The organism is Sphingopyxis sp. H050 (assembly GCF_001468265.1).
GTDB lineage: Bacteria > Pseudomonadota > Alphaproteobacteria > Sphingomonadales > Sphingomonadaceae > Sphingopyxis.
The window spans coordinates 497,511-522,385 of the sequence record NZ_LNRZ01000003.1; the positions used below are offsets into that span (position 1 = coordinate 497,511).

The 24,875-nt window shown below is 66.9% G+C and carries 29 protein-coding genes; 9 read left to right on the forward strand and 20 right to left on the reverse strand.

Annotation, left to right across the window (positions count from 1 at the left end):
- The first annotated feature begins 1 nt into the window (after position 1).
- Positions 2 to 1,804, forward strand: a complete 1,803-nt coding sequence (sdhA, locus tag ATE67_RS08530) for a succinate dehydrogenase flavoprotein subunit (RefSeq protein WP_058816284.1) — start codon at positions 2 to 4, stop codon at positions 1,802 to 1,804.
- A gap of 51 nt (positions 1,805 to 1,855) precedes the next feature.
- On the opposite strand, the gene ATE67_RS08535 is transcribed toward sdhA, so the two are convergent.
- The 4 genes from ATE67_RS08535 to leuC all read right to left on the reverse strand — a co-directional run bounded on the left by ATE67_RS08535 (position 1,856) and on the right by leuC (position 5,294).
- A complete protein-coding gene (locus ATE67_RS08535; protein WP_058816285.1) occupies positions 1,856 to 2,152 on the reverse strand; it encodes a hypothetical protein in 297 nt (98 codons plus the stop codon).
- Positions 2,153 to 2,254: 102 nt separating this feature from the next.
- Positions 2,255 to 3,250 (reverse strand): NADPH:quinone oxidoreductase family protein, encoded by a 996-nt coding sequence (locus ATE67_RS08540; protein ID WP_058816432.1) that lies wholly within the window; start codon positions 3,248 to 3,250, stop codon positions 2,255 to 2,257.
- 23 nt (positions 3,251 to 3,273) lie between these two features.
- Positions 3,274 to 3,867, reverse strand: a complete 594-nt coding sequence (gene leuD, locus ATE67_RS08545; protein ID WP_058816286.1) for a 3-isopropylmalate dehydratase small subunit — start codon at positions 3,865 to 3,867, stop codon at positions 3,274 to 3,276.
- Positions 3,864 to 5,294: a 3-isopropylmalate dehydratase large subunit gene (leuC, locus tag ATE67_RS08550; protein ID WP_058816287.1), complete on the reverse strand. Its 1,431-nt coding sequence runs from the start codon at positions 5,292 to 5,294 to the stop codon at positions 3,864 to 3,866. Before leuC ends, leuD begins: the two co-directional genes overlap by 4 nt.
- Positions 5,295 to 5,528: 234 nt before the next feature.
- On the opposite strand from leuC, the gene ATE67_RS08555 reads away from it, so the two are divergent.
- Positions 5,529 to 6,047, forward strand: coding sequence for a sterol desaturase family protein (locus ATE67_RS08555; RefSeq protein WP_058816288.1), 519 nt, complete (start codon positions 5,529 to 5,531; stop codon positions 6,045 to 6,047).
- On the opposite strand, the gene ATE67_RS08560 is transcribed toward ATE67_RS08555, so the two are convergent.
- From ATE67_RS08560 to ATE67_RS08600, 9 genes are all read right to left on the reverse strand, one after another.
- Positions 6,044 to 6,724 carry a glutathione S-transferase family protein gene (locus ATE67_RS08560; protein WP_058816289.1) on the reverse strand — a complete coding sequence of 227 codons (681 nt, stop codon included), beginning with the start codon at positions 6,722 to 6,724 and terminating at the stop codon, positions 6,044 to 6,046. The two genes, ATE67_RS08555 and ATE67_RS08560, sit on opposite strands and share 4 nt — an antisense overlap.
- Complete coding sequence (locus tag ATE67_RS08565) at positions 6,712 to 7,689, reverse strand: NAD-dependent epimerase/dehydratase family protein (RefSeq protein WP_058816290.1); 978 nt, start codon at positions 7,687 to 7,689, stop codon at positions 6,712 to 6,714. The genes ATE67_RS08560 and ATE67_RS08565 overlap by 13 nt, the downstream gene beginning before the upstream one ends.
- Positions 7,690 to 7,757: 68 nt before the next feature.
- On the reverse strand, positions 7,758 to 9,029 hold the full coding sequence (locus ATE67_RS08570; RefSeq protein ID WP_058816291.1) for a serine hydrolase domain-containing protein: 1,272 nt from the start codon (positions 9,027 to 9,029) through the stop codon (positions 7,758 to 7,760).
- A 10-nt stretch (positions 9,030 to 9,039) separates the two neighbouring features.
- Complete coding sequence (locus tag ATE67_RS08575) at positions 9,040 to 9,681, reverse strand: CoA transferase subunit B (protein ID WP_058816292.1); 642 nt, start codon at positions 9,679 to 9,681, stop codon at positions 9,040 to 9,042.
- A complete protein-coding gene (locus tag ATE67_RS08580) occupies positions 9,681 to 10,553 on the reverse strand; it encodes an HAD family acid phosphatase (RefSeq protein WP_058816293.1) in 873 nt (290 codons plus the stop codon). The genes ATE67_RS08575 and ATE67_RS08580 overlap by 1 nt, the downstream gene beginning before the upstream one ends.
- A complete protein-coding gene (locus ATE67_RS08585; RefSeq protein WP_058816294.1) occupies positions 10,553 to 11,260 on the reverse strand; it encodes a CoA transferase subunit A in 708 nt (235 codons plus the stop codon). Before ATE67_RS08585 ends, ATE67_RS08580 begins: the two co-directional genes overlap by 1 nt.
- Positions 11,261 to 11,363: 103 nt before the next feature.
- On the reverse strand, positions 11,364 to 12,023 hold the full coding sequence (locus ATE67_RS08590) for an HAD-IA family hydrolase (protein ID WP_058816295.1): 660 nt from the start codon (positions 12,021 to 12,023) through the stop codon (positions 11,364 to 11,366).
- Between the two features lie 16 nt (positions 12,024 to 12,039).
- Positions 12,040 to 12,441 (reverse strand): hypothetical protein, encoded by a 402-nt coding sequence (locus ATE67_RS08595; protein ID WP_058816296.1) that lies wholly within the window; start codon positions 12,439 to 12,441, stop codon positions 12,040 to 12,042.
- A gap of 21 nt (positions 12,442 to 12,462) precedes the next feature.
- Entirely contained in the window at positions 12,463 to 13,584 is a 1,122-nt protein-coding gene (locus ATE67_RS08600) for a DUF2855 family protein (RefSeq protein WP_058816297.1), read from the reverse strand.
- A gap of 57 nt (positions 13,585 to 13,641) precedes the next feature.
- Between ATE67_RS08600 and ATE67_RS08605 the strand changes: the two genes are divergently transcribed.
- Positions 13,642 to 14,031: a DUF488 domain-containing protein gene (locus tag ATE67_RS08605; protein ID WP_058816298.1), complete on the forward strand. Its 390-nt coding sequence runs from the start codon at positions 13,642 to 13,644 to the stop codon at positions 14,029 to 14,031.
- 140 nt (positions 14,032 to 14,171) lie between these two features.
- Here ATE67_RS08605 and ATE67_RS08610 read toward each other — a convergent pair whose 3' ends face one another.
- Genes ATE67_RS08610 through ATE67_RS08625 form a run of 4 tightly spaced genes read right to left on the reverse strand, consistent with a single transcriptional unit; the run spans position 14,172 to position 16,466 of the window.
- Complete coding sequence (locus tag ATE67_RS08610; protein ID WP_058816299.1) at positions 14,172 to 14,861, reverse strand: VIT1/CCC1 transporter family protein; 690 nt, start codon at positions 14,859 to 14,861, stop codon at positions 14,172 to 14,174.
- Between the two features lie 10 nt (positions 14,862 to 14,871).
- Positions 14,872 to 15,258 (reverse strand): type II toxin-antitoxin system VapC family toxin, encoded by a 387-nt coding sequence (locus ATE67_RS08615; protein WP_058816300.1) that lies wholly within the window; start codon positions 15,256 to 15,258, stop codon positions 14,872 to 14,874.
- Between the two features lie 6 nt (positions 15,259 to 15,264).
- Complete coding sequence (locus tag ATE67_RS08620) at positions 15,265 to 15,513, reverse strand: type II toxin-antitoxin system Phd/YefM family antitoxin (RefSeq protein ID WP_058816301.1); 249 nt, start codon at positions 15,511 to 15,513, stop codon at positions 15,265 to 15,267.
- A gap of 32 nt (positions 15,514 to 15,545) precedes the next feature.
- On the reverse strand, positions 15,546 to 16,466 hold the full coding sequence (locus ATE67_RS08625) for an SMP-30/gluconolactonase/LRE family protein (protein ID WP_058816302.1): 921 nt from the start codon (positions 16,464 to 16,466) through the stop codon (positions 15,546 to 15,548).
- Positions 16,467 to 16,512: 46 nt separating this feature from the next.
- Between ATE67_RS08625 and ATE67_RS08630 the strand changes: the two genes are divergently transcribed.
- Both ATE67_RS08630 and ATE67_RS08635 read left to right on the forward strand, forming a co-directional pair.
- The gene (locus tag ATE67_RS08630) at positions 16,513 to 17,112 is read left to right on the forward strand and encodes a TIGR02466 family protein (RefSeq protein ID WP_058816433.1); all 600 of its coding nucleotides are present in this window, start codon (positions 16,513 to 16,515) and stop codon (positions 17,110 to 17,112) included.
- Positions 17,113 to 17,252: 140 nt separating this feature from the next.
- A complete protein-coding gene (locus ATE67_RS08635) occupies positions 17,253 to 18,686 on the forward strand; it encodes an NAD-dependent succinate-semialdehyde dehydrogenase (RefSeq protein WP_058816303.1) in 1,434 nt (477 codons plus the stop codon).
- A 140-nt stretch (positions 18,687 to 18,826) separates the two neighbouring features.
- On the opposite strand, the gene ATE67_RS08640 is transcribed toward ATE67_RS08635, so the two are convergent.
- Positions 18,827 to 19,588: an SDR family oxidoreductase gene (locus tag ATE67_RS08640; RefSeq protein ID WP_058816304.1), complete on the reverse strand. Its 762-nt coding sequence runs from the start codon at positions 19,586 to 19,588 to the stop codon at positions 18,827 to 18,829.
- Positions 19,585 to 19,956, reverse strand: coding sequence for a dihydroneopterin aldolase (locus ATE67_RS08645; protein WP_058816305.1), 372 nt, complete (start codon positions 19,954 to 19,956; stop codon positions 19,585 to 19,587). Before ATE67_RS08645 ends, ATE67_RS08640 begins: the two co-directional genes overlap by 4 nt.
- Before the next feature lie 90 nt (positions 19,957 to 20,046).
- Between ATE67_RS08645 and ATE67_RS08650 the strand changes: the two genes are divergently transcribed.
- The 4 genes from ATE67_RS08650 (at position 20,047) to ATE67_RS08665 (ending at position 23,168) form a co-directional block, all read left to right on the forward strand.
- The gene (locus tag ATE67_RS08650) at positions 20,047 to 20,550 is read left to right on the forward strand and encodes a GNAT family N-acetyltransferase (protein ID WP_058816306.1); all 504 of its coding nucleotides are present in this window, start codon (positions 20,047 to 20,049) and stop codon (positions 20,548 to 20,550) included.
- A 250-nt stretch (positions 20,551 to 20,800) separates the two neighbouring features.
- Positions 20,801 to 21,385 carry a DUF1285 domain-containing protein gene (locus ATE67_RS08655; protein WP_058816307.1) on the forward strand — a complete coding sequence of 195 codons (585 nt, stop codon included), beginning with the start codon at positions 20,801 to 20,803 and terminating at the stop codon, positions 21,383 to 21,385.
- Complete coding sequence (locus ATE67_RS08660) at positions 21,385 to 21,972, forward strand: CoA pyrophosphatase (protein WP_156416955.1); 588 nt, start codon at positions 21,385 to 21,387, stop codon at positions 21,970 to 21,972. The genes ATE67_RS08655 and ATE67_RS08660 overlap by 1 nt, the downstream gene beginning before the upstream one ends.
- Positions 21,969 to 23,168 (forward strand): CCA tRNA nucleotidyltransferase, encoded by a 1,200-nt coding sequence (locus tag ATE67_RS08665; RefSeq protein WP_058816309.1) that lies wholly within the window; start codon positions 21,969 to 21,971, stop codon positions 23,166 to 23,168. Before ATE67_RS08660 ends, ATE67_RS08665 begins: the two co-directional genes overlap by 4 nt.
- Here ATE67_RS08665 and ATE67_RS08670 read toward each other — a convergent pair.
- The gene (locus ATE67_RS08670; protein WP_231728088.1) at positions 23,141 to 24,820 is read right to left on the reverse strand and encodes a putative bifunctional diguanylate cyclase/phosphodiesterase; all 1,680 of its coding nucleotides are present in this window, start codon (positions 24,818 to 24,820) and stop codon (positions 23,141 to 23,143) included. The genes ATE67_RS08665 and ATE67_RS08670 overlap by 28 nt on opposite strands.
- Between the last annotated feature and the right edge of the window lie 55 nt (positions 24,821 to 24,875).

Consider the following 24,875-nt stretch of genomic DNA (forward strand, 5'->3'; position numbering starts at 1 on the left):
GATGACCGAAGCCTATAAGATCATCGACCATATCTATGACACCGTCGTCGTCGGCGCCGGCGGATCGGGCCTGCGCGCCACGATGGGCAGCGCCGAGGCGGGCCTCAAGACCGCGTGCATCACCAAGGTGTTCCCGACGCGCAGCCACACCGTCGCGGCGCAGGGCGGCATTGCGGCCTCGCTCGGCAACAACAGCCCCGACCACTGGCAGTGGCATATGTACGACACCGTCAAGGGCTCCGACTGGCTCGGCGACCAGGACGCGATCGAATATATGGTGCGCGAGGCGCCCGCCGCGGTCTACGAACTCGAACATGCCGGCGTGCCCTTCAGCCGCAACGCCGACGGCACCATCTACCAGCGCCCCTTCGGCGGCCATATGCAGAATATGGGCGAAGGCCCGCCGGTTCAGCGCACCTGCGCCGCGGCCGACCGCACCGGCCACGCGATGCTCCATGCGCTCTATCAGCAGTCGCTGAAATATGACGCGGACTTCTTCATCGAATATTTCGCGCTCGACCTGATCATGGAAAACGGCGTGTGCCGCGGCGTGATCGCGCTGTGCATGGAGGATGGCAGCATCCACCGTTTCCGCTCGCAGGCCGTCGTGCTGGCGACCGGCGGCTATGGCCGCTGCTATTTCACCGCGACCTCGGCGCACACCTGCACCGGCGACGGCGGCGGCATGGTGCTGCGCGCCGGCCTGCCGCTGCAGGACATGGAATTCGTCCAGTTCCACCCGACCGGAATCTATGGCGCCGGCGTTCTCATCACCGAGGGTGCGCGCGGCGAGGGCGGATATCTGACCAACTCCGAGGGCGAGCGTTTCATGGAACGCTATGCCCCGTCGGCGAAGGATCTCGCGTCGCGCGACGTCGTGTCGCGTTCGATGGCGCTCGAAATCCGCGAAGGCCGCGGCGTCGGCCCGCACAAGGACCATATCTATCTGCACCTCGACCATATCGATCCCGCGGTGCTGGCGGAACGCCTGCCGGGGATCACCGAGAGCGGGAAGATTTTCGCAGGGGTAGACCTGACGCGCCAGCCGCTGCCGGTCGTGCCGACGGTCCATTACAATATGGGCGGCATCCCCTGTAACTATCATGGCGAAGTCGTCACGCTGAAGGACGGCAACCCCGATACCGTCGTCCCCGGCCTGTTCGCGGTCGGCGAGGCCGCCTGCGTGTCGGTGCATGGCGCGAACCGCCTGGGCTCGAACAGCCTGATCGACCTCGTCGTCTTCGGCCGCGCCACTGGCCATCGCCTCAAGGAAATCCTGACCCCTGGCGCCGCGCAGCCCGCGCTGCCCAAGGACAGCGCCGACCTCGCGCTCGGCCGTCTCGACCATTTCCGCAATGCCGCCGGCGGCTCGCCGACCGCGGAAATCCGCACCGAGATGCAGCGCGCGATGTCGCAGCATGCCGCCGTGTTCCGCACCGACGAACTGATGGCCGAGGGCAAGGAAAAGCTCACCAAGACCTACCAGCGGATGAACGACGTCCATGTCACCGACCGCAGCCTGATCTGGAACACCGACCTCGTCGAAACGCTCGAGCTCGACAATCTGATCAGCCAGGCGACCGTCACGATGCATTCGGCGTACAACCGCAAGGAAAGCCGCGGGGCGCACGCGCACGAGGATTTCCCGAACCGCGACGACAAGACGTGGATGAAGCACACGATCAGCTGGTTCGACGGCTGGGGCGGCAAGGGCGGCGGCGTCCGCCTCGATTACCGCCCGGTCCACGAATATACGCTGTCGGACGACGCCGAATATATCAAGCCGAAGGCGCGCGTTTACTAAGCGCGCTGGTCCGGGCGCGGAGGTCTGGCGATTCCGGCTGCGGCCGGGGCGTCACTTGTCGCCGAACAGATTCTCGATCGGGTTGAGGTTCGAAAAGGGTTCCTCGACCGCATTGCCCATGATCCACAGGCGGTGACAGGCGATCGCGAAGAACATCAGCGCGATGCCCCAGACGATAGCGGTCTTGATGATCTGCCAGCGTTTCGCCTCATAGGCGGCCAAGGCCCGCGCCTTATGGTCGATGCCCAGCTCGCCCTCGAACTCGGCAACGAGCTGCGCGCGGCGGGTACGCGAAATGTTCGCGAGACTCGCCGCCTGCCCATCACTGTCCGTTTGGCGATTCGCCATAGCTGCACCTGCGGTCCCTATATCGGTCATCCCGCCATAAGGGGGAGGGGCTGATAAAGGGTTAACCGCCTGCTCGGAATGCGGCGAGTTGCGGGCGTTCGTTCAGATCGTCACGACCAGCTTGCCGACCGCGCTGCGGTCGCCCAGCTTGGCGATCGCCTGGCCGCCATCCTCCAGCGCATAGGTGCCGGTGACGCGCGGCTTGATCTTGCCCTGCTCCCACAGCTGGAACAGCCGCGCGATATTGGCGCGATTGCGCTGCGGCTCGCGCATCACGAAGGCGCCCCAGAAGACCCCCGCGACGTCGCAGCTCTTCAGCAGCGTCAGATTGAGTGGCAGGCGCGGGATGCCCGCGGGGAAGCCGACGACCAGATAGCGGCCCTCCCACGCGATCGAGCGCAGCGCCGGCTCGGCATAATCGCCGCCGACCGCGTCATAGATGACGTTCGCGCCATTCGGGCCGACCGCTTCCTTGAACTTGTTGGCCAACTCCTTCGACTGGTCCTTGTCGAACGGCTGGCGGCCATAGACGACCACCGCGTCGGCGCCGGCTTCGCGCGCGATCCCGGCCTTTTCCTCGCTCGACACGCCCGCGACGACGCGCGCGCCGAACGCCTTGCCCAGCTCGACCGCGGCGATCCCGACGCCGCCCGATGCGCCGAGCACGAGCAGCGTGTCGCCCTCCGCGATATGCCCGCGGTCGACGAGCGCGTGGATGCTGGTGCCATAGGTCATCAGCAGCGAGGCGCCCTCGGCGAAATCATGCGCCGCGGGCAGGTGATAGACATTGTGCACCGACACCGCGACCGCCTCGGTCATCCCGCCATTACCGCAGCCCGCGATCACGCGGTCGCCGACCTTGAACTCGGTTACCCCTTCGCCAACTTCGGCGACCAGCCCCGCGACCTCGCCGCCGGGCGCGAAGGGCCGTTCGGGCTTGAACTGGTATTTATCCTCGATGATCAGCACGTCGGGGAAGTTGACCGCACAGGCCTTCACATCGATCACGATCTGGCCCTTGCCCGCGGTGGGGCGCGGCAGCTCGCCAAGGGTCAGCGTTTCGGGGCCGCCGGTTGCGGTCGACAAAAGGGCCTTCATCATCGTCTCCTCTTATTGGAATTTCATGCCGCGGCGGGGCGCAGCCACGGACGCTCGGCGTCGAGCTTCGCTTCATAGGCGCCGATCGCCGCGTCGCTCTTTTCGGTGAGCGAAATCTCGTCCAGCCCTTCGAGCAGGCACATCTTGCGGAAGGGATCGATCTCGAAGATGAAGCGGTCCTGGAACGGCGTCGTCACCGTCTGTGTGTCGAGGTCGACATGCACCGGATCGGTCTGCGCGACCTCCATCAGCCGGTCGATCGCCGCCTGTGGCAGCACGACGGGCAATATGCCGTTCTTCACCGCATTGCCCGAAAAAATGTCCGAATAGCTGGGCGCGATCACGACGCGGATGCCCAGGTCGCCGAGCGCCCAGGCGGCGTGCTCGCGGCTCGACCCGCACCCGAAATTGTCGCCCGCGATCAGGATCGGCGCGCCCTTATATTCGGGGCTGTCGAACAGATTGCCGGGATCGGCGCGCAGCGTCTCGAACGCCCCCTTGCCCATACCCTCGCGGCTGGTGGTCTTCAGCCAGTGCGCGGGAATGATGACGTCGGTGTCGATATTCTTGAGCCCGAACGGAATCGCGCGGCCTTCGACCTTGTCCAGCGGGGTCATCCCATCAACTCCCGCACATCGGTGAGCTTCCCCGTCACGGCCGCCGCCGCCGCCATCGCGGGGCTGACGAGGTGGGTGCGTGCGCCCGGTCCCTGACGGCCGACGAAATTGCGGTTGCTGGTGCTGGCGCAGCGTTCGCCCGCCGGCACCTTGTCGGGGTTCATCGCGAGGCACGCCGAACAGCCGGGTTCGCGCCACTCCAGCCCCGCATCGGTGAAGATGCGGTCGAGCCCTTCGGCCTCGGCCTGCGCCTTCACGAGGCCCGAGCCGGGGACGACGATCGCCCATTTGACATTGGCGGCCTTCTTGCGGCCCTTCACGATCGCGGCGGCGGCGCGCATGTCCTCGATGCGGCTGTTGGTGCAGCTGCCGATGAAGATATTCTCGATTGCGACATCCTGCATCCGCGTGCCGGGTTCGAGGCCCATGTACGCGAGCGACTTGGCCGCCGCGGCCTGCTTCGACGGATCGGCGAAGCTCGCGGGGTCGGGGACGGTGCCGGTGATCGGCACGACATCCTCGGGGCTGGTGCCCCAGGTCACGCTTGGCGCGATGTCGGCGGCGTCGATGATCACGACCTTGTCGTACGACGCGCCCGGATCGGTCGCGAGGCCCCGCCAATAGTCGACCGCGGCATCCCAGTCGGCGCCCTTCGGCGCATAGGGGCGGCCCTTCAGATAGGCGAAGGTCGTCTCGTCGGGCGCGATCAGCCCGGCGCGCGCGCCGCCCTCGATCGCCATGTTGCTGACGGTCAGGCGGCCCTCGATGCTGAGCGCGCGGATCGCGCTGCCGGTATATTCGATGACATGACCGGTGCCGCCCGCGGCGCCGATGGTGCCGGTGATGTGGAGGATGATGTCCTTCGCGGTGACGCCGGGACCGACCTGGCCCTCGACGCGCACCTCCATCGTCCTCGCGGGTTGCAGCAGCAGCGTCTGCGTCGCCAGCACATGCTCGACCTCGCTCGTCCCGATGCCGAAGGCGAGCGCGCCGATGCCGCCGTGGCAGGCGGTGTGACTGTCGCCGCAGACGATCGTCGTGCCGGGCAAAGAGAAACCCTGTTCGGGCCCGACCACATGGACGATCCCCTGCTCGGGCGCGACCGCGTCGATATAGCGGATGCCGAAGTCGGGCGCGTTCTTCTCGAGCGCCGCCAGCTGCGCCGCGCTGTCGGCGTCGGCGATCGGCAGCTTGTTTCCGGCCGCATCCTTGCGCGCCGTGGTCGGCAGATTATGGTCGGGCACCGCCAGGGTCAGGTCGGGACGGCGCACCGTCCGCCCGCTTGCGCGAAGCCCCGCGAACGCCTGCGGGCTGGTGACTTCATGGACGAGGTGGCGGTCGATGAAGATCAGGCAGGTGCCATCGGGGCGCTGTTCGACGACATGCGCGTCCCAGATTTTCTCATACAGGGTGCGGGGGCGAGTCATGCGGTTCACTTACGCTGCCCGCATAACAATGCAAGCGAGTGGGACACAAAAACGCAATTTTCGGTCGCGGAACGCCTCATGCTTCGCTCGTCACCCTGGGACTTGATCCGGGGTCCACGGCATCGACGGCAGGAATAGGTCCGGGATCAAGCCCGTCCTGGGCGTGTCGAAGGGTCCGGCATGACAAAGGAAGGGAGGTGGCCTCGCGCAAACAACCGGCCTATAATCCCCCCCATGTCGACGCCCGCCATCATCCTGCTGATCCTCGCCACCGTCGTCGCGATGGAGTTCGTCGCCTGGGCGAGCCACAAATATATCATGCACGGCTTCGGCTGGGCCTGGCACCGCGACCATCACGAACCGCACGGGCACCTGCTCGAAAAAAACGACCTGTTCGCCATCGTCGGCGCCGCGATGAGCATTGCGATGTTCGCGATCGGCAGCCCGATGATCCTCGGCGCGTCGGGGTGGGAGCCGGGGACGTGGATCGGGCTCGGCATCCTGTTCTACGGCATCATCTACACGCTGGTGCACGACGGGCTGGTCCATCAGCGCTATTTCCGCTGGGTCCCGCGGCGCGGCTATGCCAAGCGGCTGGTACAGGCGCACAAGCTCCACCATGCGACGATCGGCAAGGAGGGCGGGGTGAGCTTCGGCTTCGTCTTCGCGCGCGATCCCGCGAAGCTGAAGGCCGAATTGAAGGCGCAGCGCGAGGCGGGGATCGCGGTAGTTCGCGAGGCGCTCGCCGACTAGGCCGTCCGGTAATCCGCCGTAATCATCCCGGCCGCAGCGAGTTCGGCTTCATGGCTCTCCTCGCGCCATTCTTCGAGCAGCGCCTGCCGCTCCCATTCCTGCATCGCGGGATGCGACAGGATATGGTCGACCCACGCCTGCCCGGCGCCGACATCGAGGCCATAGGTGCGGATGCGGAAGGCGACCGGCGCGTAAAAGGCGTCGACCGCCGAAAAGTCCGCGCCCGCCAGCCACGGTCCCCCGAACTTCGTCAGCCCTTCCTCGAACAGCTCGCGGATGCGCGTGACGTTGGTGCGCAGCGCATCGGACATCGGCTTCGGCGTCACGCGCACCCCGACATTCATCGTGCAATCATTGCGCAGCGCGGAAAAGCCGCTGTGCATTTCGGCGGTGGCACACTGCGCCCAGGCGCGCGCATCGACATCCTTTGGCCACACGCCCGCGTGCCGGTCGGCGAGATAGAGCGTGATGCCGAGCGAATCGTAGATGGTGCGCCCTTCGTGCAGCAACGCCGGAACTTGGCCCGTGGGGGAGAAGCTGCGGAACGCCTCGTAATTCACCGGCTTGGCGAAGGGCTCGATCCGGTCCTCGAATGCCAGGCCCAGCGCGCGCATCAGCACCCACGGCCGCAGCGACCAGCTCGAATAATTGCGGTTGGCGGTGATCAGCACATACATGCTTCGCGCTCCTGGGCGATGATGGGGGAGGTGTAGTCCGGGTCGTGCGCGAAGGGCAGGGGGCTGCCCTCGCGGAGCGCCGCCAAGACGCTCCCGAAATCGGTCTTCGCCCGCCAGCCGAAGCAGCGCTCGGCGCGCGACGGGTCGTAGACGCGGTCGATGGTCTCCGGCAGCACCCAGCCGGCCGCAGCGTAAAGCTCGGCCGCATCCGGATGGTGCCGCGCGATCACCGCGCGGGCGTCGCGCGCCAGCTCCCCGGCCTCCTCCCTCGCGAAGGGCGGCGGGGCCGAGAGGATGAAGGTGTCGCAGCCGATCTGCGGCGCGGCGTCCAGCGCGGCCAGATGCGCCGCCGCGGCATCCTCGACGGTCAGGCGGCGGCCCAGCAGTTCGTTCGCTTTCAGGTTCGGGCCGCTCGGCGCCGCATGCGTGTCGTCGTCCTCGGGAAAGAAGCGCCCCGTGCGCAGGATCGCGACGTTGATCCCATGCTCGCGGTGAACCAGCCGGCACGCCTGCTCGGCGGCCAGCTTGGTGATGCCATAGATGTTGCGCGGCTCTACGGGCGAGAAATCCTCGTCCATCCACCACGCGCCCGCCTCGCCCGCGCCCGCCCGGACGTCGGCGCGCACCATCAGCGAGGTGGTCGAGGTGAAGAGGAAGCGGTCGTTCCCCGCCGCGACCGCCGCCTCGATCAGGTTGAGCGTGCCCGTCACATTCGTGTCGACGAACGCCTGCCGCGGATAACGCGCAATGTCGGGCTTGTGCAGCGCGCCGCCATGGATGATCGCCTCGATGCCGTGCTCGCCCATCGTCCGGTCGACCAGCGCGCGGTCTGCGACCGTCCCGATGACCTGCGTATGCGTCCCCGGAACGACGTCCAGCCCGGTGACGTGGTGGCCGCTCTCGGCGAGCAGTGGCGCCAGATAGCGCCCCAGCCAGCCCGACGATCCGGTCAGCAGCACGCGCATCGGTGATTCTCCTCTCGGCCTTCGGCGCGCGCCTGATACACAGGCCGCGGATCGGGCGGCAAGCGCCGCTATTCTTTCAGGGCCACCGCAGGTCCCGCCGCGCCGCCCGTCACCGGCGGCAACTCGCCCAGGTCGAGCCAGCGTGTGTCGGCGCGCCCGTGATAGCTGTCGATCGCCGCGAACGGGATGCGGAAGGGAAAGCCCCAGTCGCTGTTCCACAGCGCGACGACGCCCGTCCGGGTCGCAGGCTCGAAAATCATCGTCGCGCGATAGCCCGACACCGCGCCCGAATGGCCGGCGAGCCGGCGTCCGTCATAGGTGAAATTGCGCCACCCGAGCGCATAGGAGGCGTCGCTGTTCGCCTGTCGCAGGCTGCTGCCATAGAGGCGTTCGGTGCGCACGCGCGGCTGATGCGCCAGTCGCAACACCGCGGCGGGCACCACATCGGGGCGCTTCCCCATCATCGCCTGCATCCATTTCGCGAAATCCACGATGTCGCTTTCGACCCCCGCCGCGGCCGGAACGCGCCAATAGGCCTCCTTGAGCGGGCGGACCTGCGTGCCGCGGTGCGGCTTCGCCCAATCCTTCGCATCCGTCAGATGCGCCATCCCATAGCCCGCGCTGACCATGCCGAGCGGGCGGAAAAAGCGATCCTCGACTGCGTCGGCGAACGGCTCGTTCGCCGCGATCGCCAATATCTCGCTCGCGGCGTCGAAGGCGATATTCTGATAGGTGTGACAGGTGCCGGGCTCGCATTGCAGCGGCGCGAGCGCCAGGCTGGCGCGCAGCAGCTGCGGGCTCTGCCCATCCTCCAGCCTCTCGTCATAGGCATTCTTGGTGAGGCCGGTGCGCTGCGCGAGCACATCCTCCAGCGTGACGCGCTCCTCGGCCCCGCCGGGCAGGCGAAGCGTCGTCCTCGACTGGCCGATCGGCCGCTTCAGATCGACCGCCCCGTCGGTCGCCAGCGCGGCGGCCAGCGTGCCCGTTGCGGTCTTGGAGACCGAGGCCCAACGAAACAGCGTCTGCAACGTCACCGGCGCGCCGCTCGCCTTGTCGGCGACGCCATAGGTGCGGACAAAGCGCAGCTCGCCATCCTCGACCACCGCGACCGCCAGCCCCGCCATCTCGGGCCGCTCTGCCAAGGCCGTCAGCTGCTGGTCGAGCGCGCGATAGTCGATCCGCCCGCGCCATTCGCCCGGCTTGTCGGGCAGGTTTTCGGGCGGCTTGAACGGGATCGTGACGCTGGCCAGCGTGCGGCCTTCCCCCAGCGCATGGAAACCGAACCAGCCGGCAAGCCCCAGCGCGATACCCGCGACGAGGCAGACGACAACCCGCTTCATCGACCTTGGTTTAGATGGCGACCTCATAATTGGCCGTCGTCTTAGCCGCGACTTCCTCCGCCGTCACCCCCGGTGCGAGCTCGATCAGCCGAAACGGGCTGTCGTGATCGTCGCGCTTGAACACCGCCAGGTCGGTGATGATCATGTCGACCACATTCTTGCCGGTCAGCGGCAACGTGCATTCGGGGATGAATTTCGGGCTGCCGTCCTTGGCGACATGCTCCATCACGACGATGATCTTCTTGACCCCGGCGACCAGGTCCATCGCGCCGCCCATGCCCTTGATCATCTTGCCGGGGATCATCCAGTTGGCGATGTCGCCATTCTCGGCAATCTCCATCGCCCCAAGCACGGTCAGGTCGATATGCCCGCCGCGAATCATCGCAAAGCTGTCCGACGAACTGAAATAGGCCGACTGCGGCACTTCGCTGATCGTCTGCTTGCCCGCATTGATCAGGTCGGCGTCTTCTTCGCCCTCGAAGGGGAAGGGGCCGATGCCGAGCATGCCATTCTCCGACTGGAGCGTCACCGTCATCCCCGCGGGGATATGGTTCGCGACCAGCGTCGGGATACCGATGCCCAGATTGACGTAATAGCCGTCCTGCAGTTCCTTCGCGGCGCGCGCCGCCATGTCATCACGCGTCCAGGCCATTATTTCGGCTCCCAATTTTTGTCGGAGGGGAAAATGTCGCCCCAGCCCATCTTTTCCCATGGGCCATAGACGGGGTTGGGGAACAGGAACCAACCCTTGTCCCAAAGCGCAGCTGCGCCCGCGCTCGTTGCGAGCGCCATGCGCTGCGCCGCGGGCAGATCCTTGACGTTGAACTGCTGGCTGAAATCGCCGAGCTGGTCGCCCGCCAGGATGATCACGCAATATTTCGACGCGATGGCGGCGCGGCGTCCGTCCTTGCTCGATCCGCCGGCGTCGTCGCCCATCAGGAACAAGGTCTCGCCATGCTTGAACTCGCCGAGCCCCGCGGCGCGCAGCGTATCCTCGCTGCCCTTGGCATTGGCGGCGCTGCGGTTGGTGTTGGCGATGACGGTGATCCCCGCGGCGCGGAGCCGCGCCACCATCTCGACCGTGCCGGGCATTGCGACCGCCTTGCCCGCGCCGGTCTTTTCCCACTGGTCCCAGATTTTGGGATCGAAGGCCGTGCCCTTTTCGGCGAAGTAACGCATCGGGCCGAGGTTCCAGATCAGCGTCTCGTCCGCATCGAAGACGGCCGCGTAGGGCTTGGTCCCGCACGGCTCGAATGCGGGCGCATCCACGCCCGCGCCCGGGGCGAGGACGACGCTGTCCTGCGGCCGCTGCTTGACCCGCCAGACGCCATAGTCGGCGATCCGCGCATTGGTCGCGCGAACGGCCACGGCGGCTTCGGGCGAGCCGTAAAGATATTGCAGTGCGACGGGCGGCTTGGCGGCTTCGGGCGCAGCAGCTGGAAGCGGCGGCGTTGACGCGACCTCAGCCGGCGCGCTCGCGCAGCCTGCCAGCAGCGCGGTCGCTCCGATAGCGAAGCGACGCATCACGCCGCCTCGCGCGGGCGCGTCGTGCGGAACTCGATCTTCTTGTCGTAGGGCGCGCCGACGATCATCCGCTTCACATAGATGCCGGGCAGGTGGATGCTGTCGGGGTCGAGGCTGCCGGTCGGCACGATTTCCTCGACCTCGGCGACGCAGATCTTCGCCGCGGTCGCCATCGGCTGGTTGAAGTTGCGCGCGGTCTTGCGGAAGATGAGGTTGCCGCTCTCGTCGGCCTTCCACCCCTTGATGATCGCCAGGTCGGCAAAGATGCCGCGCTCCAGGATATAATCCTGCCCGTTGAAAGTCTTCACTTCCTTGCCCTCGGCGACCAGCGTGCCGACGCCGGTCTTGGTGTAGAAGCCCGGAATGCCCGCGCCGCCCGCGCGGCAGCGTTCGGCGAGCGTGCCCTGCGGACAGAATTCGACCTCGAGCTCGCCCGCCAGATATTGCCGCTCGAACTCCTTGTTCTCGCCGACATAGGAGCTGATCATCTTCTTGACCTGCCGCGTGCGGAGCAGCTTGCCAAGGCCCTCGCCGTCGATCCCGGCGTTGTTGCTGGCGATGGTCAGGTCCTTGGTGCCCGCGTCGCGGATCGCGTCGATCAGCCGTTCGGGAATGCCGCACAGGCCGAACCCGCCGGCGCAGATATGCATGCCGTCGAACAGGAGGCCGTCCAGCGCGGCGGCGGCGTCGGGGTAGGTTTTCTTCATGTCCGCGGGCCCTTTTCGCTTGGGCTGCCGTAACGGCAGGAGAGTGCGTCTGCGCGATAGTGAATGGGCTCGAAGGGGTCAACCGCGACCCCGCCCCCCGGCGTCAGGGCAGGGCGATTTTCAGCGCCGCCGACAGATCGGCGAGCGCCTGGTCGCCGCTCGTAACCTTGATCGCGTGCATGCCGAGCTGGCTCGCGGGTTTGCAGTTGATGCCGAGGTCGTCGAGATAGATGCACTCGGCCGGTTCGACGCCCAGCGCCTCGCACATCATTTCGTAAATTCGCGGGTCGGGCTTGCGCACCCCCGCCTTGCTCGATTCGATGACGTGCGCAAAGCGCGCCATGATGTCGGCGACCTCGATTGCGGCCTCCGGGCTGCGCTTCATCCCGGCGCCGCGGATGCCCATCTTGCCGCCGGGGACATTGTTCGTGATGCACGCGATGGTGACGCCGCGCTCCTTCAGCGTGTCGAGCGCCGCGACCATCGCCGGGCGGACCGCGCCCGCGATCACCGCCAGCACCGCCTCGCCTTCCAGCTCATGCCCCAGCGCACGCGCCTCCTCGGCGAACAGGCTGTCGAAGGCGGCGGCGTCGATCTCGGCGCGCTCGAACTTCGCCCAGGCGTTGTTGTCGGGGTCGGCGGCATTGACGCGGCGCACGAAATCGCGCGGCAGCCCGCGCTCCTCCTCGAGGCGATTGAAGGCCTCGAACGGCGACGCCGTGATGACGCCGCCGAAGTCGAAGATAACGGTCGTGTAAGTCATGGTGGAGAAGGAAATCCTATTTCGAGGGCGGCGTCGCGACGCGGTTGCCCGACCAGCTCGCGTCGTCGATCGTCAGGTCGAGCCGGTCGGGCGAGCGCACCGTGTCGATCAGGAAGACATGGGGCCCGCTCGCGGCGAGGATCGCGTCCATCGCCTTTTCCAGGGGAATGGTCACGGTCGGAAGGCGCGCATAGCTCGACTTCACTTCCACCTTGTTCGGCCCGACGCGCGTCACCGTGATCGTCACGCCGTTCTTCGACGATCCGCGGGCGTCGGAGATGACGTCGCCCTTGTAGGTCCCGGCCACGCGGTCCGCGAGGTCGGCCTTGCGCGGCGCGGTCGCGGGTTTGGTTTCGGCATAAGCGGCGGCGGGCAACAGCAGCGCGGCCGCGACGGCAAAGGAAAGCGAACGAAACATATCTGGTCCTTTCGGGGCTGGTCAGGGTTCGACAATGATCCCTGCCTTGGGATCGGCGCGACCCGACAGCATTTCCTTGTAAGCATCCAGCGCGGCCTTGCCGCCGCTACGTTTGTCGATCCGCGCCAGGCGCGGCGCGACCTCCATGAAGCCCAGCCACGCCTCGGCGATCTTCTGCCCGAATGCGGCGCCGCCCCAGTCGGCGATCCGCTTCTGGCTGCGGCCGGGGGCGAAGAAGCCCTGCCGTGCGGGGCCGGGCAGCCCTTCGACATCGGCCTGCGCATCCCAGTGCGATTTGCCGACGATGATCGACGCCTTGAGCTGGCCGCCGAAATGGCTGTGGACGCTGCGCGTCACCGCGCCATTGCCCGCCATGTCGACCAGCGCCGAGGGCGTCCCGGCGCTCAGCGTCATGATCTGATCATAGCTGATGACGCGGTCGTAGATATTTTGCGCGGCGAGCGCGTCGACATTGGCGGCGCTGGTGAGGCCGACGATTTCGGGCCGCGGCTCGGGCCGCTGTTTCAGCGAAAAGCCAAGGCCGATCGCGGTCTTGCTCGATGCGCTTGCGATCAGGATCTGGTCGGCGCCATAATCGCCTTCGTCCTCGAACTGGTCGGCGATCAGCCAGCCGGTCAGGAACAGCGGACGGAAAACGGGCCAATAATCGTGGTCGGCGGCGCGATAGTCGTGCAGCGCGTCGATCCGCTGGTAATTGTTGTAGATGGGCGGCAGCGTGGTGCGCCGCGGCGTCACGTCGGTGAAACCGCCGGGTCCGACCTTGCCCGCGGTCAGCACCGCATCGCTTGCCATGGGATAATAGCCATAGAAGCGGTCGCCCGGCGCGATGCCCTCGGCCGCGCTCCCGGTCACCGTCGCGAAGCCCCAGACCGGCAGGCGTCCCGGCGCGCCCCGCTCGGCAAAGAAATCCCAATAGCCTTGGTCGTTGCCATCCTTATCCGGGCCGAAGAGGCCGGCGGGCTTGCCGAACACCGCATAGGTGATGTTGTTGGCGGTCATCGCATAGCTGTCGACGCGCACGCGCACCTCCCCCGCCGCGAGCGGCGCATCGGTGTCTTCGATCAAATGGGCTTGCGTGATATCGTCGCGATCGATGTCGATCGCCCAGCTGCTTGCATTCATGTGCGGACCCCTCCGGCTGTCTTGCCCGCGAGTGCGGGATGGCCGATACTCATACAGATGGCGTCGCCCCTGACAATCGCGGTCAAGCGCATTCACGAACCGCCCGGTCCCGGCGACGGCGCGCGCTTCCTGGTCGACCGGCTGTGGCCGCGCGGCGTGTCGAAGGAAAAGGCCGCGCTCGCGGCGTGGCTGAAGCCGCTGTCGCCGAGCGACGCCTTGCGCAAACGATACCATGGCGAAACCGCCGAATCGGATGCCGCCTGGGACGCCTTCCGCCTCGACTATTTCGCCGAACTCGACACCGGCGGCGAGGAGGTGAAGGCGGCGCTGTTCGTTCTCGACGCTGCAGCAGGCGCGGGGCCGGTGACCTTGCTCTATGCGGCGAAGAGCGAGGAGCGGAACAATGCGCTCGCGCTGCGCGAATGGCTGGCGCGGCGGTCCCTTTGACCGTCATCCCGGCGAAGGCCGCGATCTCGCCGGTGCGTCAGGGTGCAAGGTCGGGATTCCGGCCTTCAGCCAAGGCTGAAGTCTATCCTGAGCGCCTGCCAGGGCGGTCGAAAGGACGGAATGACAGAGAGGGTGTTGGGTCAACCCACCGTCGTTCCCAGCAGCGACCCGATCGCGATCGTCGCCGCCATCGCCATCGCGCCCCAGAAGGTCACGCGCACGACCGGGCGCAGCATCGGCGCGTTGCCCGCCCATGCGCCGAACGCACCGAGCAGCGCAAGGAAGAGCAGCGACGCCGCCGACACCGTCCACGGCAAGGAGGGGCCGCTATCGAGGAACACCGTCGCCAGCGGCAACGCCGCGCCCATGGTAAAGCTTGCGGCCGAAGCCGCGGCCGCCTGAATCGGTCGTGCCGCCGCCGCATCGGTCATCCCCAACTCGTCGCGCAGGTGCGTGTCGAGTGCGTCGTGTTCGGTCAGTTGCACCGCGACCTGCTCGGCGAGCGCGCGGTCGAGTCCGCGCTGCTCGTAAATCTGCGTCAGCTCTTCCAGCTCGAATTCGGGATCGGCGGCAAGGTGGCGCTTCTCCAGCTCGACGTCCGATTTCTCGGCGTCGAGCTGCGAGCTTACCGACACATATTCGCCCGCCGCCATCGACATGGCTCCCGCGACGAGGCCGGCGGTGCCGGTGACGAGAATCGCCGACTGCGACGTCCCCGCCGCGGCGACCCCCGCGATCAGGCTCGCGGTCGAAACGATCCCGTCGTTGGCGCCGAGGATCGCGGCGCGCAGCCATCCGATGCGGGTGACGGCATGGGTCTCTTCATGCATCGCGGCATTCCTACCAAAAGCGGATGACGCCGAACTGGTCGAACAGCTTCTCGTTGGATACCAGCGAATATTGCTCGATCTGCGATTGGGCGATCAATATGCGATCGAAGGGATCACGATGCTCGAAAGGCAAAAGGCCTGCCAAGCTGGCGTGTGCGACCGAAATGGGCAGTTGCTTGAAGCCGAAGCCCGTGATGACTTCCTCGAATCGTTCGGCGAGTTCATTAGCGCCTTCCAGCTTGCCGATCCGGAATTTGATCGCCACCTCGATCGCGGACACCGCGCTGATCCAGACATGATTATCCGGGTCCTCGATAGCGACGCGCACGGTTTCCGGCAGCCGTGCGGGTTCATTGGCAGCCCAGATCAGCGCGTGCGTATCGAGCAACAGGTTCATCGCGCGTCAGTTGCCGCTTTCGCCGTTCCAAAGCACCAGGTCCTCCTCGGGAAGCGGGTCCCAAAACCCCTTGTCGAGATCAATCTTCCCTTTCAGCGTCCCCAGGACGCGCTTCGCCTTGGGCGGTTCCTTCACCGGCATCAGCTTGACCACCGGCTCCTTCCCGCGCGCGATCGTGACCTCTTCGCCCGCGAGGACGCGGGCAATCAGGCGCGACAGATTGGTCTTCGCTTCATGGATCGTCACGATCGTCATGTCAGCTAAATTAGCTAAGCCGGTTAGCTAAGTCAATATTGCAGTCGCAGTCCCGGCCGCGCCCAGCGCGTCTTCACCAGCCGCCCGCTGCCCGACAGGGTGATATAGGCGTCCTGCATATCGGCGCCACCAAAGGCGATATTGGTGGTGAAGATATCGTCGGTCGCGACGAACTCGACCAACTCGCCCTGCGGCGACACCACGCTGATCCCGCACTCGCCGATCGTGGCGACGCAGATATTGCCGCTCGCCTCCATCGCCAGGCTGTCGAAGAATTTATAGCCCGCAGGGCGATAGAGCGGGATGCCGGGGCCGCCCGGGCCGGCGGCATCGTCGACCTTGCCGGGGGCGATGATGTTGAACTGGGTCAGGCGGCAGGTGTAGGTTTCGGCCGCGTAAAGCTTCGTACCGTCGGGCGAGAGGCCGATACCGTTGGGGTTATAGCTCGGGAAGATCACTTCCTCGATAAAGCTGCCGTCGGCCTTGGCATAGAAGATGCCGACGATATCGTGACACCGCTTTTCATAATCGACCTTGCCATGATCGGTGAACCAGAAGCCGCCGTGCGCGTCGAACATGATGTCGTTCGGCCCGCGCAGCACGACACCATGATCGCCGGTCTGATACAGCAGCTCAACCGCGCCCGTCTCGATGTCGATGCGCTCGATCCGCCCGCCCGAATAATCGTCGGCGATGCCGTGCGGGGCGAGGTAGCCGTTCGATTCGACATAGTTGAACCCGCCGTTGTTGCAGCAATACAGCTTGCCGTCGGGACCGATCGCCAGGCCGTTGGGGCCGCCGCCGGGGGTGGCGATGACCTCTCTCCGTCCGCCCGGCCAGCACCGCGTGATCCGCCCGGGGGCGATCTCGGTGACGATGACGCTGCCATCGTCCATCACGACCGGCCCCTCGGGGAAGCGCAATCCGTCGGCGATCAGTTCAAACTCGGCCATCCCCATCTCCCTTGCGTGTGCGCACTTGCTGTGCTTTGCGGCCATCATGCCCGTTCGCACGCTCTTCGCCACCCATTTTTACGAGGCCGACATCGGCACGCCCGACCTGCTCGCAGAGCTGGAGGCAAGCTGCCGCCTGTTCGCCGAAGAGGATGGCGCGGGGAAAGCGTGGAGCCGCGAGCATGGCTATAAGGGCTATACGAGCTACGCCAGCCTCGGCGACCTACCCGAGCGCGACCCGGCGTTCTATGATCTCAAGAAGCTACTCGACAAGGAGGTCAAGGCCTTCGCCAAGGCGTGCCATTTCGACCTCGCCAAGCCGCTGAAACTCGACAGCCTGTGGGTCAATGTCCTGAAACCCGGCGGCACCCACAGCGGCCATATCCACCCGCACAGCATCGTTTCGGGCACCTTCTACGTCGCCGTCCCGCCGGGATCGGGCGCGCTGAAACTCGAAGACCCGCGCCTGCCGATGCTGATGGCCGCGCCGGGCCGCGCCGACGATGCGCCCGAACATCTGCTGCCCTTCGTCTATGCCGAACCCGCCGCGGGCCGCGTGTTCCTGTGGGAAAGCTGGCTGCGGCACGAGGTGATGCCTAACGCCGGCAAGAAGGATCGCATCAGCATCAGCTTCAATTATCGCTGAGCCGATCCTATATCGGCGCCATCTGACAACACCCCCATTCCCGTTCGTGTCGAGCGAAGTCGAGACACCCATCGGCCTGGAGCAAGATCGAGGGGCATCTCGACTTCGCTCGATGCGAACGGATCAGGCAGGAAATGCATATGACCGCGACCTACGACGCCGACCTCCAGCTCTTCATCAACGGCGCCTGGCGGAGCGGCGAGGGGCGCGACGAGCGGCCGGTCTATAATCCGGCAACCGCCGGCACGATCGCCGAACTGCCGGTCGCGACCGCCGCCGACCTCGATGAAGCGCTCGCCGCCGCGACACGCGGCTGGCCTGTCTGGCGCGCCAAGACCCCCGAAGAGCGCGCTGCGCTGATGCACAAGGCCGCGGGGCTGATTCGCGAGCGCGTCGAGCATATCGCGACGCTGCTGACGCTCGAACAGGGCAAGCCGATCGGCGAAGCGCGCGGCGAGGTGCTGTCGGCGGCGGGGCTGTTCGACTATTTCGCCGAACAGGGCAAGCGCATCGAAGGCCGCGTGCTCCAGCGTCCGCTCGGCCAGCGCGCGATGGTCACCAAGCATCCGGTCGGTCCCGTCGCGGGTTTCAGCCCGTGGAACTTCCCGGTCAATCTGATGGTGAAGAAGATCGCCCCCGCGCTCGCCGCGGGCTGCGTCGTGATCGCGAAAGCGCCCGAGGAGACGCCTGGCTGCACCAGCGCGATCATGCGCTGCATCGCCGACGCCGGCATCCCGGGCGACGTCGTCCAGCTCGTCTACGGCGATCCCGACATGATCAGCCGCCATTTGCTGGCGAGCCCGGTGATCCGCAAGGTCAGCTTCACCGGCTCGACCGCGGTCGGCAAGCATCTGATGCGGCTCGCCGCCGACGGCGTGAAGCGCATCACGATGGAGCTGGGCGGCCACGCCCCGGTGCTCGTGTTCGACGATTGCGATCTCGAGGCGACGCTCGACAAGGTCGTGACGCAAAAGTTCCGCAACGCCGGCCAGGTCTGCATCTCGCCGACGCGCTTCTACGTCCAGCAGGGCATCTACGACGCCTTCGTGAAGGGCTTTGCCGAGCGCACCCAAAAGGTGAAGATCGGCAGCGGCCTCGACGCCGACACGCAGATGGGCCCGCTCGCCAACGCGCGCCGCATCCCCGCGCTCGAAGCGCTTGTTGCTGACGCGAAGGCGAAGGGCGCGCGCGTGATCGCGGGCGGCGAGGCCACGGGCAACGGCTATTTCTTCCAGCCGACCGCGATCGCCGACGTGCCGGTCGAGGCCGACGCGATGAACCACGAACCCTTCGGCCCGATGGCGCTGATCCGCCCGTTCGGCAGCGAGGACGAGGCGCTCGAACAGGCGAACCGCTTGCCCTACGGCCTCGCGGCCTTCGCCTTCACCGAGAACGGCCGCCGCATCAACCGCATCGTCGACACGATCGAAAGCGGCATGGTCGGCGTGAACAGCTTCGTCATCTCGACGCTCGACATGCCGTTCGGCGGGATCAAGGAATCGGGCTTCGGCAGCGAGAGCGGGCCCGAGGGTCTCGACGGCTATCTGGTGACGAAGGCGGTCCATATCTATTGAGGTAAATCCTCCCTGCGGCGCAGCCATGGGGAGGGGGACCGCCCGCGAAGCGGGTGGTGGAGGGGCCGCGACGTCGCGCTAGTGCCCCTCCGTCAGCGCTTCGCGCTGCCACCTCCCCATCGCTATGCGACAGGGAGGATTTAATCCCGCTCCAACGCCACGAAATCGCGCCCCAGCGGCGCCAGATGCGCGCCGCCGTCGACGAAGATCGTCTGCCCCGTCACCGCCTCGGCGCGCGCCAGATACACGACGGCATCGGCGATCTGCCCCGGCGTCGGCAGCGCCCCCAGCGGCATGCGCTTCGCCAGCCGCGCGACCTGCGCCGCCGAATAATCCTCGGTCGCCATCGTCAGCCCCGGCGCCACGGCATTGACCCGCGCCCGCCCGCCGAACGCCACCGCCAGCGTCTGCGTCGCCTGCCACAGCGCCGATTTCGACAGGCTGTAGGCGATCTGGTCGGGCACCGGATGGATGACCCGCTGGTCGACGATATTGACGATCGCCGGGCGCGTGCCCTCGCTTGCCGCGACGAGCGCCTTTGCCAGCATCACCGGCGCCGACAAATTGACCTGCATCATCTCGGCGAGCGCCGCGGCGGACAGGTCGCCCCACTCGCCCTCGGCGAACAGCGCCGCATTGTTGACGAGCAGGTCGGGCGCGCGCCCGAATTTCTCGATCACCGCCGGGATCAGCGCCTCGACCTCCGCCGGATCGGCCAGGTCCGCCGCAAACCGATGGCTCACCGCCCCCGTCTCCACCAGCGCCTCGGCCAGCACCGCATCGGCCTCGCCGGGGCTGCGCTTGTGGATCGCCAGCGCATAGCCCTCGCGCGCCAGCCGCGCCGAAATCGCGGCGCCGACGCGGTGGAGCCCGCCCGTGACGAGAGCGAGCCTCTGCGTCACTTCCGCGCGCGCCGCATCGTGATGCCGATCTGCTCGCCATCCTCGGCGATCGCCAGCTTGACGATCTTCACCTCGACCTCTTCGACCTTGTCGTCCTGCAGGAACAAAGTATCGATGATATGGTCGGCGACGCTTTCGATCAGCACGAAATGGACGTCCTTGGGGATGCCCTCGGTCGCCGCGAATTTGAGGTGCATATAGTTTTTCGAACGGCTGAGCGGCGTCGTCGGATCATAATGATCGGCCATCGCCAGCTTCGCGCGCACCGAAATGCGCAGCGGCTGCGGCAGGTGCGTTTCCTCGGAATAGATGCCGGTCAAAACGTCGACGGTCAGCCCGTCCACCTCCAGCCACAATGTATCGGTCACAAGATATTCCTGTCAGGCGGGACCGACATTCGGCTTTGCATCGCCGCGCCGCGCCCCTAAAGCGCCGCCGCATTAGCGAAAGGGTGCGCGTTGGTCGAGTTACTTCCATTGTCCGATATCGAGCCGCAGGCGGTCGAGCATCTGCTCGACCTCGCTTTCGGGACGGACCGCTTTGGACGAACCGCCTACCGTATCCGTCAGGGCATGGATGCGGTCCCGGCCTTGAGCTTCGCGGCGATCGAGAATGGCGCGCTGATCGGCACGATCCAGTGCTGGCCCGTCGCGCACCATGCACCGGATGGCACGGCGACCCCGCTGGTGATGGTCGGACCCGTGGCGGTCCGCCCAGACGTCCAGCGCGGCGGCCACGGCCGCGCCCTCATGGCGCGCATGCTCAAAGCGGCGGAAACGGAAGCCGACAGCGCGCTGATGATGATCGGCGATCCCGAATATTATGGCCGCTTCTTCGACTTCGCCGCCGACGCGACCGGCGCCTGGGACCTGCCCGGCCCCTATGAGACGCACCGCCTGCTCGCGCGGGCGGTGAACGGTCACGGCCTGCCGACGGGTGCTGGGATGATCGGGCCGCGCTGAAATTTGTTCGCGCGAAGACGCGAAGACGCGAAGAGGTTACGCCCGCCGCGAAGCGGTCTTTGCCATCAAAACTTCGCCGAACGCCGACCCGTCCCAGGAATATAGGGCCTATCGGCCAAAGGCCTCTTCTTCGCGTCTTCGCGTCTTCGCGTCTTCGCGCGAACCAAATCCGCCCCGTCCCACCGGATTTGCGCCCCCTGTCCAGGCAAAGCCGACTTGCGCCGTCCGCCCGTCCCCCTATGTCGGTCCCATGGTCAGCCCCGCGCCCTCGCTCCCAAAGGACTTCGCCCGGCTCTCGCTCGCCGAGGCGGCCGAGCTGCTCGCGGCGCGCAAGCTGCCGCCGGTCGACAGCTGGCATCCGGCACGCGAAGGCGACAGCGCGATGGAGATCCGCGCCGACGGCAGCTGGTTTCACGAGGGGGGCCGCATCAACCGCCCCGCAATGGTCAAACTCTTCTCGACGATCCTCCGCCGCGAGCCCGACGGCAGCCACGTCCTCGTGACCCCCGCAGAGAAACTGAGCATCGCGGTCGAGGACACGCCCTTCCGCGCCGTCGAAATGAAGAGCGAAGGGCAGGGCGACGCCCGCAAGCTCGTCTTCCGTCTCGACACCGACGATCTCGTCATCGCCGGCCCCGATCATCCGCTGCGTTTCGGCGGCGATCCGGACAATCCCGATCCGCGTCTCCACGTCCGCGGCGCCATCGGCAACGGCCTCGAGGCGCGCATCGACCGCGCGCTCTATTACGAGATTGTCGAGTTGGCGCTCGCCGAGAGCGCCGAGGCGCCCGCAATCTGGTCGAACGGCGCCCGCTTCCCGCTGGTGGACGCTTGATGCTGTCGGACAGGCTGCGCACCGCGCTCGACAATCTCCTCCCCGACGACGGCGAGGATGAATCCTATCTGCTCCATGGCGAGCGCCTCCGCGACGCCGCGGTGCTGGTCGCCTTCACCGACCGGCCCGAACCCGGCGTCATCCTGACCCAGCGCCCGCAATGGCTGCGCAGCCACGCGGGGCAGGTCGCCTTTCCCGGCGGCAAGATCGATCCGGGTGACCGCGATGCCATCGATGCGGCGCTGCGCGAGGCGGAGGAGGAAATCGGCCTCCATCGCCGCGACGTGGCGATCGCCGGGACGACGACGCCCTATCGCTCGGGCAGCGGCTATCACATCACCCCCGTGCTCGGCGTGATCCCCCCCGACCTGCCGCTCGATCCCAATCCCGACGAGGTCGAGGACTGGTTCGAGGTGCCGCTCGACATCCTGTTCGACCCCGGCAATTATGCGCGCCGCCATGCGAACTGGCAGGGGCAGGATCGCCATTATTTCGATATGGACTGGCAGGGACGGCGGATCTGGGGCGTGACGGCGGACATCATCATCAATCTGGCGCGGCGCTTGCCCGCGGGCTGGCACCGGTGACCGCGCTGCCCGCGGCCAAATGGCGGCACGCGCCGGGACTGCGCCGGATCGTCGCAGCGCTGGGGGCCGACCAGGTCAGGATCGTCGGCGGCGCGGTGCGCGACACGCTGCTCGGGCTGCCGGTAACCGACATCGACCTTGCGACGCCCTTGCTGCCCGACGAGGTGACGCAGCGCCTCGCAGCCGCCGATATCAAGATCATCCCGACGGGCATCGCGCATGGCACCGTCACCGCGATCGCCAGCGGCGATCATCACGAGATCACCACGCTGCGCCGCGATGTCGAAACCGACGGCCGCCGCGCGACGATCGCCTTTGCCGACGACTGGCGCGAGGATGCCGCGCGGCGCGATTTCACGATCAATGCGCTCTACGCCGATCCCGACAGCGGCGACGTCGACGACTGGTTCGGCGGCATCGACGATCTACGGTCGGGCTGCGTGCGGTTCATCGGCGATGCGGCGACGCGCATTGCCGAGGATCATTTGCGCATCCTGCGCTTCTACCGCTTCGCCGCCCGCTTCGGGCGGGGCGATCTGGAGCCCGTCGGCCACGCCGCGGTCATCGCCGCGCGCCAGTCGCTCAAAAGCCTGTCGCGCGAGCGCGTCGCCGACGAACTGCTCAAGATTCTGTCGATCGCCGACCCGCGCGCGATCGTGAACCAGATGGCGACCGACGGGATTTTCGAGGTGATCCTGCCCGAACTCGTGCCCGATTTCGCCGCGATCCTCGACCGGCTGCTCGCCAACGAAGCGGCCGCTGGCGCCCCGCCTTCGCCGCTGCGCCGCCTGTCGGCGCTGCTCCCCGCTGAGCCCGCGACGGCCGAACAGGTCGCGAGCCGCCTCCGGCTGTCGACCCGCCAGCGCAAGCATCTGTCGGCGCTGGCGGGTCATCGCGGCGACCTTCGGCCGGCGCGGCAACTGGCGCACGCCGTCGGCGTCGATGCCGCGCGGGATGCCTGTCTGCTGGGCGGAAACCCCGCGTCGGCCACGGCGGCGGCGGCGGCGCTCGAAAATTGGGCGGTCCCGATTCTCCCCATGAAGGGCGGCGACATCATCGCGCGCGGCATCGGCGCCGGCCCCGAAGTCGCGCGCATCCTGCGCGCGGTCGAGGCGGCATGGGTGGCGGAGGATTATCCCGATGCGGCCCGCGTCGGGGAACTGGTCGATCAGATGATCGGGCGCAGCAGCGACTGACGCCAATAGGCAAGCGCCGCGTCCGCCTCCATCGGATGCGCGAACAGAAAACCCTGCCCGAAGTCGCAGCCCAAGGCCGACAGCAGCCGTGCCTGGTCGGCGGTCTCGACGCCTTCGGCGGTGGTCCGCATCCCCAGCACTTCGGCCAGGCTCTGGATCGTGCGGACGATCGCCGCCTTGTCGCGGTCCTCGACCATATGATCGACGAAGCTGCGATCGATCTTGAGCACGTCGAGCGGCAGCCGCTGCAGATAGGCGAGGTTTGAATAGCCGGTGCCGAAATCGTCCATCGCGACGCGGGCATCCAGCGCTTTCAGTTCGCGAAGCACCGACAGCGCCAGATCGGGATCGCCGATAATCGCGCTTTCGGTCAATTCGATCATCAGCCGCTCGCCGCCGATTCCATTGGCGGCCAGCGCCTCGCGGACGACCGCGGCCACATCGTCGCGGACCAGCTGGATCGCCGACACATTGACCGAGATGTAACAATCGACCGGCTTGTCCGCATTTCTGCGGTCCCAGTCGGCCAGCGTCGCCGCGGCCTTGCCGATCGCCCATTGGCCCAGCGGCACGATCAGGCCCGAATCCTCGGCGATCGGGATGAATTCGGTCGGCGATATCGAATGGCCGGCGCTGCTGTTCCACCGCGCCAGCGCCTCGAAGCCGGCGACGACACCCGTCGACAGCTCGATCAGCGGCTGGAAATCGAGGTACAGCAGATCCTGCTCGATCGCATTGCGCAGCTCGGTTTCCAGCCCGAACCGATTGTCGGAAATCAGCGCCGCCTCGGGTTCATAGATTTCGATGCGGTCGGTGCGCTTGGCGCGCTTCAGCGCGATCTGCGCGTGGCGGATCTGATCGCCGATTTCGGTGTCGATCTCGGGCTGGATCGCGCAGCCGAGCGCGCAATCGACGCTAACCTTCAGTTCGCCGATGCGAAAGGGGTGGTCGAAACAGCCGCGGATGCGCCGCGCCATTTCGCGCACATCGGCCTTGCCGCCCGCGACGCGCGACGAGATGGCGAATTCGTCGCCGCCGGTGCGCGCCAGAATGTCGCCGCTGCGCAGGCTCGATTTCAGCCGGCGCGCGACGGTGATGATCAGCTCGTCGCCCGCCATCGGGCCGATATGTTCGTTGATGCGGCTGAAGCGCGCCAGGTCGAGCAGCAGGATCGCATGGTCGCCGCTGCCTTCGGGGTCGCCGCGATGTTCGACCAGCTCCTCGAAGCCGGCGCGGTTGGGCAGGCCGGTCAGGCTGTCGGAGACGAGCTCGCGGCGCAGGTTGCGCTCGGTCATCATCTCCTGCGTGCGGTCGATCAGCGTCAGCAGGAACAGCGACGCGTCGCCGCACTCCTCCGACAAGGGGCCGATCGATCCGCGCAGGTCGCGCGCCGCGACCCCGACGCCGAGCCGGCACGAGAATTCCTGATTGGCGTCGCCGCCCGACGCGGCGCGTTCGATGGCGCGGCGCAGCTCGATCGGCGCATCAACCCCCGCGGGCGCCAGGCCCAGCCGGTCGAACGCGGCGTTGCTGGCGTGCAGGCTGAAATTGCCGCGCGAAAGCGGTCGGATCAGCGCAGCCGGCACCGGCAAAGCGTCGATCCAGCCGACGAACAGCGAGGGCCGGTCTTCGCCGGTTCGATCAATAGGCATAATATTGGGTTTTGTGCGACCTTTCCCCATTGGCCGTTGCCTAGGGGACCGAGAG